Annotated in this window: 12 protein-coding genes; 10 read left to right on the top strand and 2 right to left on the bottom strand. The window is 47.6% G+C overall.

Going from position 1 to position 16,754, the window contains the following annotated elements; all coding sequences use genetic code 11:
- Positions 1-29 precede the first annotated feature (29 nt).
- Genes FHW36_RS22240 through FHW36_RS22210 form a run of 7 tightly spaced genes read left to right on the top strand, consistent with a single transcriptional unit; the run spans position 30 to position 10,353 of the window.
- Positions 30-389 carry a hotdog family protein gene (locus FHW36_RS22240; protein WP_145672143.1) on the top strand — a complete coding sequence of 120 codons (360 nt, stop codon included), beginning with the start codon at positions 30-32 and terminating at the stop codon, positions 387-389.
- Positions 390-1,583 carry a DUF2062 domain-containing protein gene (locus tag FHW36_RS22235; protein ID WP_246121212.1) on the top strand — a complete coding sequence of 398 codons (1,194 nt, stop codon included), beginning with the start codon at positions 390-392 and terminating at the stop codon, positions 1,581-1,583.
- On the top strand, positions 1,576-5,460 hold the full coding sequence (locus tag FHW36_RS22230) for a trifunctional MMPL family transporter/lysophospholipid acyltransferase/class I SAM-dependent methyltransferase (RefSeq protein ID WP_145672140.1): 3,885 nt from the start codon (positions 1,576-1,578) through the stop codon (positions 5,458-5,460). The genes FHW36_RS22235 and FHW36_RS22230 overlap by 8 nt, the downstream gene beginning before the upstream one ends.
- Positions 5,447-6,964, top strand: a complete 1,518-nt coding sequence (locus FHW36_RS22225) for a phytoene desaturase family protein (protein WP_145672138.1) — start codon at positions 5,447-5,449, stop codon at positions 6,962-6,964. Before FHW36_RS22230 ends, FHW36_RS22225 begins: the two co-directional genes overlap by 14 nt.
- A gap of 1 nt (position 6,965) precedes the next feature.
- The gene (locus FHW36_RS22220) at positions 6,966-8,657 is read left to right on the top strand and encodes a C45 family autoproteolytic acyltransferase/hydolase (RefSeq protein ID WP_145672136.1); all 1,692 of its coding nucleotides are present in this window, start codon (positions 6,966-6,968) and stop codon (positions 8,655-8,657) included.
- Positions 8,658-8,668: 11 nt separating this feature from the next.
- Positions 8,669-9,046, top strand: coding sequence for a holo-ACP synthase (locus FHW36_RS22215; RefSeq protein ID WP_145672134.1), 378 nt, complete (start codon positions 8,669-8,671; stop codon positions 9,044-9,046).
- A gap of 14 nt (positions 9,047-9,060) precedes the next feature.
- The gene (locus tag FHW36_RS22210) at positions 9,061-10,353 is read left to right on the top strand and encodes a phenylacetate--CoA ligase family protein (protein WP_145672132.1); all 1,293 of its coding nucleotides are present in this window, start codon (positions 9,061-9,063) and stop codon (positions 10,351-10,353) included.
- A 3-nt stretch (positions 10,354-10,356) separates the two neighbouring features.
- Here FHW36_RS22210 and FHW36_RS22205 read toward each other — a convergent pair whose 3' ends face one another.
- On the bottom strand, positions 10,357-10,845 hold the full coding sequence (locus FHW36_RS22205; RefSeq protein ID WP_145672130.1) for a DUF6702 family protein: 489 nt from the start codon (positions 10,843-10,845) through the stop codon (positions 10,357-10,359).
- A gap of 210 nt (positions 10,846-11,055) precedes the next feature.
- Between FHW36_RS22205 and FHW36_RS22200 the strand changes: the two genes are divergently transcribed.
- From FHW36_RS22200 to FHW36_RS22190, 3 genes are all read left to right on the top strand, one after another.
- Entirely contained in the window at positions 11,056-11,637 is a 582-nt protein-coding gene (locus FHW36_RS22200) for a HupE/UreJ family protein (protein ID WP_145672128.1), read from the top strand.
- Between the two features lie 8 nt (positions 11,638-11,645).
- The gene (locus FHW36_RS22195; protein WP_145672126.1) at positions 11,646-13,970 is read left to right on the top strand and encodes a M1 family metallopeptidase; all 2,325 of its coding nucleotides are present in this window, start codon (positions 11,646-11,648) and stop codon (positions 13,968-13,970) included.
- 80 nt (positions 13,971-14,050) lie between these two features.
- Positions 14,051-14,860: an alpha/beta hydrolase gene (locus tag FHW36_RS22190; RefSeq protein ID WP_145672124.1), complete on the top strand. Its 810-nt coding sequence runs from the start codon at positions 14,051-14,053 to the stop codon at positions 14,858-14,860.
- Positions 14,861-15,119: 259 nt separating this feature from the next.
- On the opposite strand, the gene FHW36_RS22185 is transcribed toward FHW36_RS22190, so the two are convergent.
- Complete coding sequence (locus FHW36_RS22185; RefSeq protein WP_145672121.1) at positions 15,120-16,727, bottom strand: SusD/RagB family nutrient-binding outer membrane lipoprotein; 1,608 nt, start codon at positions 16,725-16,727, stop codon at positions 15,120-15,122.
- Positions 16,728-16,754 lie beyond the last annotated feature (27 nt).

Here is a 16,754-nt window from a genome sequence, read left to right as displayed (position 1 = left end):
TATCAACATCATTTAAATCATCATACTTCATGTTAGCAGGCAATTTTTATAACGTTACAGCACAATCACAGGAACCAGGACAGGTGACCGCTACCATTGAACTGAATGCGGGACATCCCATTTTTCAGGGTCATTTTCCCGAACAACCTGTGGTGCCCGGCGTATGCATGATGCAAACCGTTACAGAAGTACTGGAAAGCGCACTGCAAAAGAAGGTTACCCTGAAGAAAGCAAACCAGATGAAGTTCCTGCAAATGATAGACCCGGTACAGCAGCCCCTGGTAGATGTATCCGTGGTGTATAAAGAAGAAGAGAGCGGCTGGAAAGTAACGGCTACCCTGAAGCGGGAAGACAAAACATTTATGAAGTTCCAGGGCATATTTAACTAAGTGGCGAACGCACCTACACATAACGATCATTTTGAACGTCACCGCGCGGCGGTGCTGATTCCTACGTATAACAACGCAGGTACCCTCGGCGCGGTATTATCGGAAGTGCTTACCTACACCAGCCATATAATAGTGGTAAACGATGGGGCCACCGATGAAACGCTGGCGGTACTGGAACAGTATCCCGGTCTGCAATTGGTATCGTATAGCCCTAACCGTGGTAAAGGCACAGCCTTGCGCCGTGGGTTTTCCTATGCACTGCAACAAGGATATCACTATGTGATTACCATGGATGCCGACGGGCAGCACTTTGCTACCGATCTGCCAGCCATGGTGCAACAGATAGAAGAGCAGCCGGGGGCATTGATCATTGGCGCGCGCAACCTGCAACAGGAAAATATGCCTGGTAAAAATACTACCGCCAATAAAATATCTAACTTTTGGTTTTGGGTAACTACCGGGTTGAAAGGACCCGATACACAATCCGGCTACCGGCTGTATCCCCTGCTCCGCATGGGGAAAATGAATTTCTTTTGTACCAAATACGAATTTGAAATTGAGGTGCTGGTACGCAGCGCCTGGAAAGGTATTAAAGTGAACTGGACACCAGTGAAAGTGTACTATCCGCCGCCGGAAGAGCGGGTGTCGCATTTCCGGCCGTTCCGCGATTTCGTGCGGATATCAATACTTAATACAGTACTGGTGCTGGTCACTTTCCTGTATATCAAGCCCCGCGACTTTATTCGTTTCCTGTTGAAAAAGGAAAACTGGAAGCGGATGTGGAAAGAAGAAGTGCTGAAAGCGGAAGAGTCTAATGTCAGGAAAGCCGCATCTATAGGCTTTGGCGTATTCATGGGCATTGTACCTATCTGGGGCGCGCAACTGCTGGTGGCGATTCTGGTATCTATTAAACTGAAATTGAATAAAGCATTGGTATTATTGTCGGCACATATCAGCACGCCGCCGTTTACTCCCTTCATTATGTTTGCCGGCTTTTATACCGGTCGCATCTGGATGGGGCAAACCGCGAAAGACCTGGTATTTAAAGATGGTATTACCTTCCAGACCTTCCGCGACAATATGCTGCAATTTATAGTGGGCAGTATTACGCTAGCCGTACTGGCGGGCATCGCCGCCTGGCTGCTGAGTTGGATGTTGTTGGGAATGTTTAGAAAAGAGAAAAAAAATGGGTAGTCTTTTTGTAGCGATATATAACTTTTTTGAACAGCGCAAATTTTGGCTGTGGTGCTGCACCCTGCTCAGCTTTTTGCTCGTGGGATATTTTGCTGCACAAATTAAGCTGGAAGAAGATATCACAAAAATACTACCACAGGATAAGAAGCTGGATAAACTGCAACAGGTATTCCAGGATTCACGCTTTGCCGACAAGCTGATTGTCACCATCTCTCAAAAAGATACTACACAGGCGGCACAACCCGACAGCCTCACTGCCTATGCTGCAGACCTGGCCACACAGGCCGGCGCGCAGCTGTCGCCCTACATCAAGCAAATACAATCGCAGGCACAGGATTCCATGGTCATGGGATTGATGCAGGTGATACAACAACACCTTCCCATCTTCCTGGAAGAAAAAGACTATGTGAAGATAGATAGTTTACTACAGCCTGCTAAGTTGCAGGAATCGCTGCAATACGATTACAACACCCTCATCTCACCAGCGGGACTGGTACTGAAGAAGATGATACAGGCCGACCCGGTGGGCATTTCCTGGATAGGCATCCGGAAGCTGCAACATCTTCAGGTAGACGATCAATATGAGCTGTACGATAACTATGTGATCACCAAAGATCATAAGCACGTGCTGATCTTTATTACGCCGGCTAATCCTCCGGGAGCAACGAAGATAAATGCGCAGTTCCTGCAGGGACTGGATAAGATAAAAGACAGCCTGAACCAGCATTATCCTGGTGTAGCGGCCTCGTATTTTGGAGGTACGGCCGTATCGGTTGGCAATGCCACCCAGTTAAGGCAGGATACCTTTTTAACGCAGGGCATTACCATCGTATTACTGGTGGTATTGATTGCGTTGTTTTTCCGGAAGAAAAGATCGCCGGTACTGGTGATGTTGCCCGTGATTTTCGGTGGCCTCTTTTCACTGGCATGGATATACGTTGTAAAGGGACATATCTCGGTGATGGCCATGGGGGCGGGCGCCGTGGTATTGGGTATAGCGGTGAACTATTCGTTGCATGTATTTAATCACTATCGACATTCGCAGGATATCCGGGAAGTGATCAACGACCTGGCGATGCCCATGACCCTGGGCAGTTTTACCACCGTTGGCGGTTTTCTCTGTTTGCAGTTTGTAGCATCGCCTATGCTGCGCGATGTGGGATTGTTTGCGGCGCTTAGCCTGGTAGGAGCAGCCTTATTTTCATTGGTATTCCTGCCTCATTGGATCGTGATTGGGCAGCATCCACAGCAGCAGCACAAGCACCACGACAACTGGCTGGATAAATTATCGGCTTACAAGCCGGAGAAAAATAAATACCTGGTAGGCGCTATTTTCCTGCTCACTATTGTATTCTTTTATACCGCGCGCAACGTATCCTTTGAAAGTGATATGATGCGCATGAATTACATGACGCCGCAATTGAAGGCCGCAGAAGCGCATCTCAACGCAGTGAATGCTTATATTGCCCAGTCGGTATACGTAGTTTCAGATGGACATAACCTGGAGAGCGCCCTGGAAAACGGGGAGCGGCTGATGCCGGTGATACAGCAGTTGCAGGAGAAGGGAATAGTGAAAAAGTATGCCGGCGTACAGGCGTTACTGTTATCTGAAAAAGAACAACAGGCACGCATTGATCGCTGGAACCATTACTGGCAGGCTGCCGACGCCAACAAGCGGGTGGCTTTAGTCGCCTACCTGCGCCAGGAAGGCGCCCGCTTCGGCTTTAGCGCTACCGCCTTCAATAATTTTGATGAGTTACTGCATAAAGACTTTCAGCCGTTGTCGCCGGAGGCAGTAAAAATCTTACAAAGCGGCAACCTGGGCGATTTCATTATACAAAAGAATGGCGCTACGTCGGTAGTAACGTTGCTGAAGGTAGATCCGGCGCATAAACAGGCAGTGTACAACGCGTTGGAAAACCTGCCTGGTACTACGGTGCTGGACAAGCAATACGCAGCTAACAGGTTGGTAGAGGTGATCAAAGATGAGTTTAACAGCATCGCCTGGATGACCTCTCTGCTGGTGTTTTTCGCCCTGTTGCTGTCCTACGGCCGTATTGAGCTGGCGCTGATTACCTTTATCCCCATGGCCGTGAGCTGGATCTGGATACTAGGTATTATGGGATTGTTTGGCATCAAGTTCAATATTGTCAATATCATCCTTTCCACGTTTATTTTTGGTTTGGGAGATGACTACAGCATCTTTATGATGGACGGGCTGTTGCAGGAATACAAGACCGGCAAGAAAACCCTTTCTTCTTTCAAATCTTCTATTTTCCTGTCGGCCATCACTACCATACTCGGATTGGGCGTACTGATCTTTGCGAAGCATCCTTCCCTGAAATCTATTGCCCTGATATCAATTATCGGGATCAGCACGGTGGTATTGATTTCCCAGGTGATTATCCCGTTTCTGTTCAACTGGCTGATCACCAACCGGGTAAAAAAGAACTACGCTCCCTGGACCCTGAAAGGGTGGACTTTGTCGGTATTTTCCTTTACTTATTTTACGATAGGTTGTCTGTTGTTAACGGTCATAGGTACGGTATTGATCCGCTTAAATCCTTTCAATAAGGAAAAAGGTAAACTATTATACCACCGCATTCTTTCTGCCTATACACATAGTGTATTGTACATTATGGGGAATGTGAAGAAACGCATTGTCAATCCAGCCAATGAGCAGTTTGAAAGGCCAGCAGTGATCATCAGTAATCACCAGTCTTTCCTGGACATCCTGGTATCTACCATGCTGCATCCCAAGGTAATATTACTCACTAACCAGTGGGTATGGCGTTCGCCGGTATTCGGGGCAGTAGTGAGGCTGGCCGACTATTACCCGGTGGCTGATGGGGCGGAAGGGGCTATCGAGAAATTAAAACAACGTGTGGCAGAAGGTTATTCCATCGTGGTATACCCTGAAGGTACCCGTTCTCCCGATCCTGTTATCAAACGGTTTCATAAAGGCGCCTTCTATATTGCAGAGCAACTGGGCCTTGATATAGCACCAATTATCATTCACGGTACCGCCTATACGATGAGTAAGGGCGATTTCCTGCTGAAGGATGGTACGGTAACGGTTAAATACCTGCCACGTATTACGCCACAGGATACTTCCTGGGGAGATAACTACAGCGCACGTACGAAAAGTATCAGCCGGTATTTCAGGCAACAGTATGAAGTGCTGCGGGCCGAGATAGAAGTGCCGGAATATTTCCGGGAACAGCTGAAGTATAATTACATTTATAAAGGGCCGGTGCTGGAGTGGTATATGCGGGTAAAAACCGCCATGGAAAAGAACTATGCATTGTTTCATGAATTACTCCCCACAAATGGTCGCATCCTGGATATAGGCTGTGGCTATGGTTTCATGGATTATATGCTTACCTGGACAGCCCCAGGGCGTGAAATTACCGGTATTGACTACGATGAAGAGAAAATAGCTACAGCGGCCTGGTGTTACCAGAAGCCGGGACAGCTGCAGTTTATGCACGGCGATATTTCCCAAACGCCGTTTGAAAAATACGATGCCTTTATTTTAAGTGATGTATTGCATTACCTGCAGCCTGCGGCACAGGAAGTCCTGCTGCAGCAATGTATAAGCAGGCTTACCCCGGATGGTGTTATCGTGATACGCGATGGCGACAGCGACATGGCTAAAAGGCACGAAGGCACGAAGTTTACAGAGTTTATGTCTACAAAAGTGTTTGGATTTAATAAAACGGGTAATCAGCAGTTATCGTTTTTTTCCGCTTCACATGTGCGTAACCTGGTCAGCAAATATGGTGCGGTAGCGGAGCAGATAGATAATACCCGGTACACCTCGAATGTAATATTTGTGATAAAAAAACTTCCCCAAAAAAATTATGCACAGCTATGATGTCATCATTATAGGCAGCGGCCTCGGAGGCCTTGTTTGTGGCGCTATCCTCAGCCAGCACGGGTACCGTGTTTGTATTTATGAAAAAAACCGGCAGGCAGGTGGTTGCCTGCAAACCTATTCCCGGGAGAAAGTCATCTTTGATTCAGGCGTACATTATATTGGTGGCCTGGCTCCGGGCGAAAATCTATATAAAGTATTTAAATACCTGGGCATCTACGATAAGCTGAAGCTGAAACGCATGGATATGGACGGTTTCGATCATATCAGTTTTGCCGGGGATGATAAAATATACAAACTGGCCCAGGGCGAGGAAAACTTTATCCGTACCTTGCTGGCCGATTTCCCGGAAGAAGAAGCCGCGCTGCGGGCTTACTGCGATAAGATCAGTGAAGTATGCAGCAAGTTCCCGCTGTACAATCTCCGGACGGGCGATTATGAAGAAAAGCGCAGTGTACTGCAACTCAATACCGCCAGCTACTTGCGTAGTATTACCAGCAACGAAAAATTACAACAGGTATTGGCCGGTAATAACCTGTTATACGCTGGCATGGCCGAAAAAACGCCTTTTTACGTTCATGCGTTGGTGTTAAACAGCTATATGAAAAGCTCCTGGAAATGTGTAGATGGTGGTTCCCAGATAGGGAAGCTGTTGTGCCGGCGCATCCGGGAAAATGGCGGTAATATTATCCGGAATATGGCGGTAACCGCCATCCAGGGCGAAGGCGATCAGGTAGATCATATTGTTTTACAGGATGGTACTCGCGCCCGTGCCACCCATTACATTTCTAATCTGCATCCGGCGCAAACGATGGCGATGACCCATAGCGATACGCTCCGGAGCGCTTATCGCAACCGCGTGCAACAACTGGAAAATTCAGTAGGCGCGTTTGTATTGAACGTGGTGCTGAAACCCGGTACATTCAAGTATCTCAACTATAATCATTATTACCATGCTACCCCTGATGCATGGGCAGGCATCGATTATCGCGTGGAGGAATGGCCGCAGACCTATGCGATGTATGTATCGGCCAGTTCCCGGCATGAAACCTATGCAGATAGCCTGTCGGTAATGACGTATATGCGGTACGCCGAAATGGAACCCTGGCAACATACCATCCATACCGTGCTGCAACCTGAAAGCCGGGGCGCAGCCTATGAGGTATTTAAACAACAAAAGGCAGACCTGCTGATCGATTGTGTGGAAAAGCAATTCCCGGGATTCCGGAACTGTATACAGTCGTATTACGTGGCTACGCCATTGTCGTACCGCGATTATATCGGTACCGGGGATGGCAGCATGTACGGCATTATGAAAGATAGCGCAGATCCGCTACGGACCATGATATCGGCCCGTACCAAATTATCCAATTTGTATCTTACGGGGCAAAACCTGAACTTGCATGGAATTTTAGGAGTGACCATCAGTGGGGTGATTACCTCGGCAGAATTGCTGGGCATGGACTTCCTGGTGGACGAAATTAATCAATCAATACCAATATAAAGTGAAACAAAAGAAACGAAGCGGCTGGAACAGATTCGGACGCACACTTTTATATATCATCGGGTTTTTCTTGCTGCTCTTTGTAGGGCTGGCCATTTACCTGGTAGCCGTGAGCAAAATGCCGCCGCCGGTGGTGGCAGACCAGCGCGCATTGCAGCTGCAACGCAAAGAGCTGGACAGCACCTGTTATACGCTCGGTAACAACTGGTTTCGGAAAAGCAACAGCGGCCTGTATGAAATGTACGTAGAAGGTGCGCCTTTTGAACGTGGGGTGATTAATGGCAAACTGTCCGGCGAGTTGATCCGCCGCCAGGAAGACGTGTTTGTGGCCCAGTTCAGCAAAATGGTGCCCTCCAAGTTCATGCTTCACTTCCTGAAATACTTTATAGGCTGGTTTAACCGGGATCTGGCCAGCCATGTGCCGGAGGAGTTTAAGGAGGAAATTTATGGAGAATCATTTTCTGCCTCTCCCAACTACGATTACATTGGTACCAACTATGCCCGTTTGATGAACTATCATGCGGCACATGATATCGGCCATGCGCTGCAAGGCATGATGCTGGTAGGTTGTACGTCTTTTGGCACGTGGAATGACCAGTCGGCCGATAGCAACCTGATTATCGGGCGCAATTTCGACTTTTATATGGGCGACGATTTTGCGAAAGAAAAGATGGTCGTTTTTTATCGCCCGGAAAAAGGGCATAAATTCATGTTTGTGACCTGGGGTGGTTTTACAGGAGTGGTATCCGGTATGAATGACCAGGGCCTCACCGTGACCATCAATGCCGCCAAAACCAGTGTGCCTACCGCAGCAGCTACGCCGGTATCGCTGGTAGCCCGGGAAATCCTGCAATATGCAGGTAATATCTCCGAAGCCTGGAATATTGCCAGCAAGCGGGAAATGTTTGTATCGGAATCTTTCCTGGTTGGATCGGCGGCTGATAATAAAGCGGTGATCATCGAAAAAACGCCGCAGGGCATGGATATGTACAGCTCTGGTAAAAACGCCATTACCTGTACCAATCATTTCCAGGGCGATTCACTCGGTAACCTGGTTTCCAACAAGCTGCAGATGAAAGAAAGTGCATCAGCATACCGTTATGAAAGATTGAAAGAGCTGATGCAGGAAAACGGGCCTAATACAGTACAGAAAACGGTGAATATCCTCCGCGATCGCGGAGGTTTACATAACGCCAATATTGGCCTGGGGAATGAAAAAGCCATCAACCAGTTGATTGCCCATCATTCCATCGTATTTGAACCTAAAAAACGGATGGTGTGGGTATCTACTGCACCCTGGCAACTGGGACAGTTTGTAGCCTACGACCTGAACAAGATATTCAGCATGCACGGCCTGGATTCCGATCATGAGGTATACGATAGTGCGCAAACTATTCCGGCAGACAGCTTCCTGCTATCAAAAGAATATGTTGCCTTCAATACCTACCGGCAGCTGAGAGACCAGATAAAAGAAGGTAAAACGGTAGATATTAACGCATTGATTGCGTCTAACCCTGCATACTATCATACATACGTGCTGGCAGGCGATTATGCGTTTAAGCGCAAAGAGTATGCGGCTGCGAAAAAATATTATGAAACGGGATTAACGAAAGTCATTGCCACCAAAGGAGAGGAAGATCATATCCGTAAACAGCTGGAGTTATGTAATGCAAAATTGCAGGCGAACCACTAAAAGTAACTGTTATGATTATAGGTATTGGAACAGACATTGTGGAGGTGCCCCGCATCGCGGCCAAACTGGCGAAGGGCGAGGGGTTTCGCAACCTGGTATTCACGCCCTATGAAATCACCTATTGCGAAAAACAGGCTGCTCCGGCCGATAGCTATGCTGCCCGTTTTGCTGCCAAGGAAGCCGTGTTGAAAGCTATGGGAACCGGTTGGGGAAACGGCGGTATTAACTTCGATGAAATAGAAATACGCAGCGATGAAGCCGGGAAGCCGGAAGTATACCTGATTGGAAAGGGAGCCGCCAGGTATGCTACCATGGGCATCAAAAAAATATGGGTGTCTTTATCCCATGAAAAAAGCGCCGCCGTAGCCATGGTCATTATTGAAGGATAAATTTTAAGCCGAAGATGTATATACCAGATATTGAATTACAGTCGAAAGCAGCCATCAGGGCTTACCAGGAGAAAGAAGTGTTACGTCTGTTGGGCTACCTGCGTGAATTTTCACCATTCTACAAAGCCTGGTTCAAAAAGCATGACATCGCTGCTGACCAGGTTCGGTCGCTGGAAGCATTTTCCATGATTCCACCGGTAACCAAAGAAGATTTACAGGAACACAACTGGGAGTTTCTTTGCGTAGATAAAAGCAAGATTGCGGAATATACCACCACTTCCGGTACCCTCGGACGCCCCGTTATTATTGCTCTCACAGAAAAAGACCTGCAACGTTTAAGCTACAACGAATACATTTCTTTTTGTTGTGCCGACGGAACAGACAACGATATTTACCAGCTGATGCTGACGCTGGACCGCCAGTTTATGGCGGGTATGGCGTATTACAACGGTATACGTAAGCTCGGCGCCGGCGTATTGCGTGTAGGCCCCGGTGTACCCAGCATGCAATGGGAAAATATACAACGTATACAGCCCACCGTTATCGTAGGCGTGCCTTCCTTTATCGTAAAGCTGATCGCCTATGCGAAAGAACATAATATCGATATCAATAAAACGTCTGTAAAGAAAGCGGTGTGTATTGGCGAAAATATCCGTAATACGGATTTTTCGCTGAATGTATTGGGCAAAAAAATTACAGAACAATGGGATATTAAATTGTATTCCACCTATGCTTCCACCGAAATGCAAACGGCCTTTACGGAGTGTAAAGCCGGCAATGGCGGGCATCATCATCCGGAGTTGTTGTACGTAGAATTACTGGATGAAAACAACCAGCCAGTGGCTCCCGGTGAAGAAGGAGAGGTTACCATTACCACGCTGGGCGTAGAAGGTATGCCCCTGTTGCGTTATAAGACCGGTGATATCTGCCAGTACCATTACGATACCTGTAGCTGCGGCAGGCATACCTTGCGCTTATCTCCCGTAATAGGACGTAAAAAACAGATGATCAAGTACAAGGGTACCACCTTGTATCCGCCGGCCCTGTTCGACCTGCTGAACGATATGGAAGATGTGAAAGAGTTTGTAGTGGAAGTATATTCCAACGAATTGGGTACCGATGAAATCCTCTTGCACCTTTGGCCCCGGGAAGAGTCGGAAGAAATGGACCGCAAAATAAAATCTTACCTCCAGGCTAAGCTACGGGTAATCCCCCAGGTGCGGTATACCGGCCAGCAGGAAATTATGCGTATGCAGTTTCCAGAAAACAGCCGCAAACCGGTGAAGTTTTTAGATAACAGAAATTAGCCATCAAAACCCTATCACCGCTATATCTTTCGGGTTATCCAGCTTCGTGCTTTTCCGTTCACCTCCTACCATTACGTGAATCATATTTGTTTGTGTAGGATGTCTTTCATACAACAGGTTATTTTTTACCTGTACCTGTTTAGGCGCCGGTACATTTTCCGCTTCCAGGAAGCTCCATACGGCGTCTTCTTCTATCTTATAGCCAATAAAATGTAAGGGCACTCTTTTACCATCTAAAGTAATGATAAGATGCCGGGAGAGATAACCGGCAATATAACCCTCTACCTGCTGGCGATTAGCGGGGCGGGCGATGTCGAAGGACGTTTTATACTCCGCCTTGAGTGTATTTTCGAGGTCGTCTGCAAAAATACGGCAGCTTACCTGCAGCTCTTTCTTAGCAGCATCATGCGAAATCTCTGTTACACTGGCATAAAAAGGATGAACGGCTGTTAGCCACAAAGTCATCCACCATTTACAAAATAATAAGCCCACCTCTTTATATTTTTAAATTTACCGGAAGACAAAAATACACTTTAAGCCGCCATATTCTCCGCTCACAATCCCGATTTTTTGGTTCAACACATTTGTATATTGATTTTTGGAGAACATTATTATCTTGTGTTCTTTGAAAATTTAAATACCAGTGAACGCAAATGCAAAGCTGGCAAAGCAATCATAACCAAAATATAGCAGGGCAGGGCAATGGATGAGTTGTATTTTCAGCTGGGATGGCAGCATATTATCAATTGGGACGCTTATGATCACACTCTTTTTGTAATAGCACTGAGTGCTATTTACCTGTTGCGCGACTGGAGAAAAGTACTGGTATTGGTAACCGCTTTTACAGTGGGCCATTCCATTACATTGGCTTTGAGTGTGTTACATATTATCCGCATACCCGGGCCACTGGTGGAATTCCTGATACCGGTCACCATATGCGTCACTGCAGTATCTAACATCCTGAAAAGAGAAGAGGAGCCACAGCATCTGCAACTGAACTATTTCTACGCATTGTTTTTTGGATTGATTCATGGGCTGGGGTTCTCCAATTACCTGAAGAGTTTATTGGGAAGCCAGACCAACATCGTACAACCACTCCTGGGATTTAACCTGGGGCTGGAATTCGGGCAGATCATCATCGTCATGAGCATACTGCTGGTATCTACAACGATCGTGAAAATCAGCCAGGTAAAACGCCGGGATTGGAACATGTTCCTGTCGTCGGCCACTTTTGGAATCGCATTTTTGATGGTTATACAAGGCGTTAGATCGCTGTTTTTTTAATACTGTTTATGAGAAAGAATCTTTACCTCGCCGGGGTATTGTGTTGCAGTATTTTGTCGCTGCAGGCACAGAATAACCCAGGCTCCAACCATGGCAACCGCTTCGAACAGCTGGGCACTATGCTGCAAACACCCAATATGTACCGCTCTGCCTCCGGGGCGCCAGGACCCAAATACTGGCAGCAACGGGCCGATTACGATATCGACGTACAACTGGATGATGCTGCGCAGAAATTAACCGGCGCCGAAACCATTACCTACTTTAATAATTCGCCCGATCCGCTCACCTATATCTGGCTGCAGCTGGATGAAAATGAACACGATCCGAAAAGTGACAACCAGTCTTTCAACGAAAGCCGGATGTCCGATAAGATGACCCTTTCTACACTCAATAGCATCCTGCCACCTAAGCAGGACCTGGGCGTGAAAATCACGAAGCTCACCGATGCAGAAGGCAAAACATTGCCCTACACCATCAACCAAACCATGTTACGGATCGATTTGCCCAAACCCCTGATGCCGGGCGAAAAATATCGGTTTAAGGTATCCTGGTGGTACAACATCTCCGATCGCATGACCATCGGTGGCCGCGGCGGATATGAATATTTCCAGGAAGACAAAAACTACCTCTATACCATTGCTCAATGGTATCCCAGGTTGGCCGTATATTCGGACTTCCAGGGCTGGCAAAACAAACAGTTCACCGGCAGGGGCGAATTTGCCCTCACCTTCGGTAACTTCAAAGTACGCATGACAGTGCCTTCCGACCATGTGGTAGGTGCTACCGGCGAATGTCAGAACTATAAGGAAATGCTCAGCGCAGCGCAATACCAGCGCTGGCAACAGGCACAAAACAGCAAGGAACCGGTGGAAGTAGTGACCCTCGACGACGCAAAGAAAGCCATACAAGGCCACGCCTCCAGCACCAAAACCTGGGTGTATGAAGCACAGAACGTGCGCGACTTCGCCTGGGTATCTTCCCGCCGCCTCATATGGGACGCGTTGCCCACTAACGTAGAAGGCAACAAGGTAATGGCCATGTCGTATTATGGTCCTGAAGCCTATCCGCTGTATCGCCGCTATTCTTCCAAAGTGGTAGCACATACCCTGAAATCCTACTCAAAGCATACCATCCCTTATCCTTATCCCGTGGCTATTTCGGTAGAAGCAGCCAACGGTATGGAATACCCGATGATCTGCTTTAACTACGGCCGTGCTGATAAAGATGGTACCTACTCGGAATCCACCAAAAATGGTATGATCGGCGTCATCATCCATGAAGTGGGACACAACTTCTTCCCAATGATCGTTAACTCCGATGAAAGACAATGGACCTGGATGGATGAAGGATTAAATACCTTCTGCCAGTTTATGGCGGAACAGGAATGGGACAGCAATTTCCCTTCTGGTCGTGGCCCTGCCCATAAGATCGTAGATTATATGAAGATGCCTAAAGACCAGCTGGAGCCTATTATGACCAACTCCGAAAACATTGTGCAGTTTGGCCCTAACGCTTATGCCAAGCCGGCTACCGGGTTAAATATTCTCCGCGAAACCATTATGGGCCGTGAGCTGTTCGATTTCTCTTTCCGGGAATATGCACGCCGCTGGGCATTTAAACATCCTACACCGGCCGATTTCTTCCGCACCATGGAAGATGCCTCTGCGGTAGACCTGGACTGGTTCTGGCGCGGATGGTTCTTTGGCATCGAACCGGTAGACATTTCCCTCGACAGCGTGAAATGGTTCCGCATGGATGGCAATGATCCGGAAAAAACAGCTAAAACTGCCCAGGCAGCCTATGATAAAAACATGGACCATGTTGCCCGTCAGCGGAATAAAGCTGCTGGCGTAAAGTATGCGGTAGACCAGGATACCAGCCTGCAGGACTTCTACAGCAAATGGAACCGGTTTGAAGTAAGCCAGGAAGACAAGGATGCCTACAGCAAGTTCTATAACGGCCTGAGCGCAGAAGAAAAAGCACTGTACGACAGCAAGAAGAACTTCTACCAGCTTACTTTCTCCAATAAAGGCGGACTGGTAATGCCGCTGATCATTGAGTGGACGTTTGCAGATGGCACGAAGGAAACAGACCGCATTTCTGCCTACATCTGGCGCAAGAATGAAAATGAAGTAACCAAAGTATTCGCCAAAGACAAACAGGTAGTGGCCGTAAAGCTCGACCCGTTGCGCGAAACCGCTGATATCGACGAAAGCAATAACAGCTGGCCCCGCGAGGCTGCTCCTTCCCAGTTTGAGTTGTTTAAAGCTCAGGGAGGCGTACGCGGTGCTTCCACCGGCGACAATCCAATGAAAAAAGCAAGAACAAAATAATCGCGCTATTTTATATTTTGTGGCGGCTATCATCCCGGATGATAGCCGCCCTTTTTTTGATATTCATAAAAGCCCGAGTGATGAAATTATTTGCCCGTTTACTGATACTGATATGTTGCGCCCAGGCGGTAAAGGCCGCAGATGTAGACACTGTCGGCATTTACAGCCCCAAAATGCATCGTTCCTACAAATGTGTGGTCATTACGCCCTCCACCTATAAAAACGGCACCCGGCGGTACCCGGTAGTATACCTGTTGCATGGTGCCGGTGGCAACTACGCCAATTGGGTCACCAAAGTGCCTGCCATTAAGGAACTGGCCGATACTTATCAATGTATGCTGGTATGCCCGGACGGAGCCGTTACCAGTTGGTATTTCGATAGCCCGGTAGATAGCAGCATGCGCTTCGAAAGCTATGTATCTACAGAAATCCCTGCCTATATAGATCAGCATTATCAAACAATGCCTGAACCTCATTACCGGGCCATCGCGGGACTCAGCATGGGAGGTCATGGCGCCCTGTTCATCGCCATCCGCCACCCCGAAGTATTTGGTGCTGCCGGCAGTATTAGCGGTGGGGTTGACTTACGTCCCTTCCCCAAAAACTGGGACATTGCTAAACGACTGGGGCCTCCCGGTGCCGCAGGCGCTAACTGGACCGACTATACGGTAATTAAGCAGGTAGAAAAGCTGAAACCCGGCGCCTTGGCTATTATCATCGATTGTGGGGTAAAAGACTTTTTTATAGATGTAAACCGCGAACTCCACAAGAAATTACTGCTGGCCGGTATCGACCACGACTATACCGAACGGCCGGGCGAGCATAACTGGGACTACTGGAGTAATTCTATCCAGTATCAGCTGTTGTTCTTCCATCGTTTCTTCCAGTAAACAAATGCTTATACGCATAAAGAAAGCCGGTTTTCAACAAAACCGGCTTTTGCTTTTGTCCTGTATCTATGAAAATTCGAAAATTTTTGTTCTCTTAAAAAGTCCGTCAACAGGAATGCCAACGGCTGTTAATTTGAATGTGACCTATGTTGAGTGAATGCTAAATGCAATATTTTTTTAAGAATCATTTGGTGATAGAATGCCGGTCCTCAACAGGACCGGCCTTTTTTATGCACGCGATTCAAAATAAAATGTTGATTTATTTTATCGGATCCCACCAGAGATGAGTACCGCCTACGTCTTTTTGTGGTGTTAAGGTGGCAATTGCCTTTTGAATGGCACCAGCATTAGTAGCGTATTCATTGCTCGGGAAAATAGCCCTGCGAACGAAATCGGTAGTACTGATAGCGCCGTTACTGTTATTGATCACTACCGGGAAGAGTTTAGGATAACCGGTTCTGCGGAATTCAGACCAGGCTTCTTCTCCTTCCGGGTAGTTGGCAATCCATTTTTGTGTGATGATGCGTTCCAGTTGCTGGTTAAAAGTAGCAGCAGCATCCCATTTGATAGTGATGGTGCTCAGGTAAGGAGAACCGGTAAGTATATCATTCTGACCAGCCGTGATGGCTTTAGGATCTTTGTACTCATTAGGTTTAGCGGTACTGTTGTTATAGTAAGTAGCCGCGCTGCCCAGCTTGTACTGATCAAAGGAAGCCTGGATGCCGGATTGGTAGTTGGTTTGCGGATCACCGGCTTTGGCCCATCCGCGAATACCGGCTTCGGCTTTCAGGAACCAACCTTCAGCAGCAGTCATCAGTTGTATTTTGCTTTGGAAAATAGCCAGCTTGGAGTATTTCAGGTATCTCTCTTTTGCGTCGATGTTGATACCGTTACGGATACCTTTAAATAAGCCAGCTACAGCCGGATCGGTAGCTGCCTGAAAGAATTTAGGCAAGCGCGGATCATTGTAGCCACCCATGATAGATTCTGCCGGAGCCCCCATGCGGATATCACCCCAGGAATCGTTGATGGTATTCAGCGGGTGCGTGGTAGCGCCAATATCTACCAGGAAGTTGTCGGCAGTACCATCGGCCAGCAAGCCGCCGGCATTGGCCAGGGCAGCTTCGCCCTCTGTTTTAGCTTTGGTAGGATCAATATTCACAACACGCAAAGCAAGCCGTAAGCGCAGGGTATTGGCGAACTTCAGCCACTGGATGTATTTGCCACCGTATACGAGGTCCGCTTTCCCAAATAAAACGGATTGTTGCTGATCTTTGATCGGCGTGAGAATATCGATCGCTTCTTTCAAATCGGCGAAGAAAGCATAATAGGCGTCTTTCTGACTGTCTAAATCTACGGTACCATCTGCATTAGGCTGATTATACTTGGTGTAGATAATAGGGCCGTAAATATCGCTGATACGATGCATGGCCTCTACCTTCAGGATCTGCGACATGGCATACGTTTCGGGGAATTTAGATTTGGAGTAGTTGCTCGCTTTGTAACAAGGGTTCATTACATTGCTGTAAGCAATTCTCCAGGCAGCGCTGGTCCATCCATCCAGCAGGTTATAGCTGAGGTTATTGCTGTTGCCGGCAAATGGCGTGGCCGACATCATATAACCACTGAATACATCTCCCAGCAGGTTTTGCTGCAATTGAAAATCCGGCACCGGGAGATACAAGTAAATACTGCGTTGCGCCTGTTGTAATTGTGCCGCTACCAGCGCAAAGTCGCCCTGTAAATCAGCATCGGTAGACCCATACGGGTTTTTGTTGATTTCCTCGAAGTTCTTGGTACAGCTGCTGAAACTTAATAAGGCAGCGGTTAGGACCAAACCTATTTTTTTATATGATTTAAAATTCATGGCTCAATTTTTTTGTGTGCTGAATCA

Origin of the sequence: Chitinophaga polysaccharea, from assembly GCF_007829335.1 — a bacterium.
Lineage (GTDB): Bacteria > Bacteroidota > Bacteroidia > Chitinophagales > Chitinophagaceae > Chitinophaga > Chitinophaga polysaccharea_B.
This window is presented reverse-complemented; position numbering and strand designations above follow the sequence as displayed.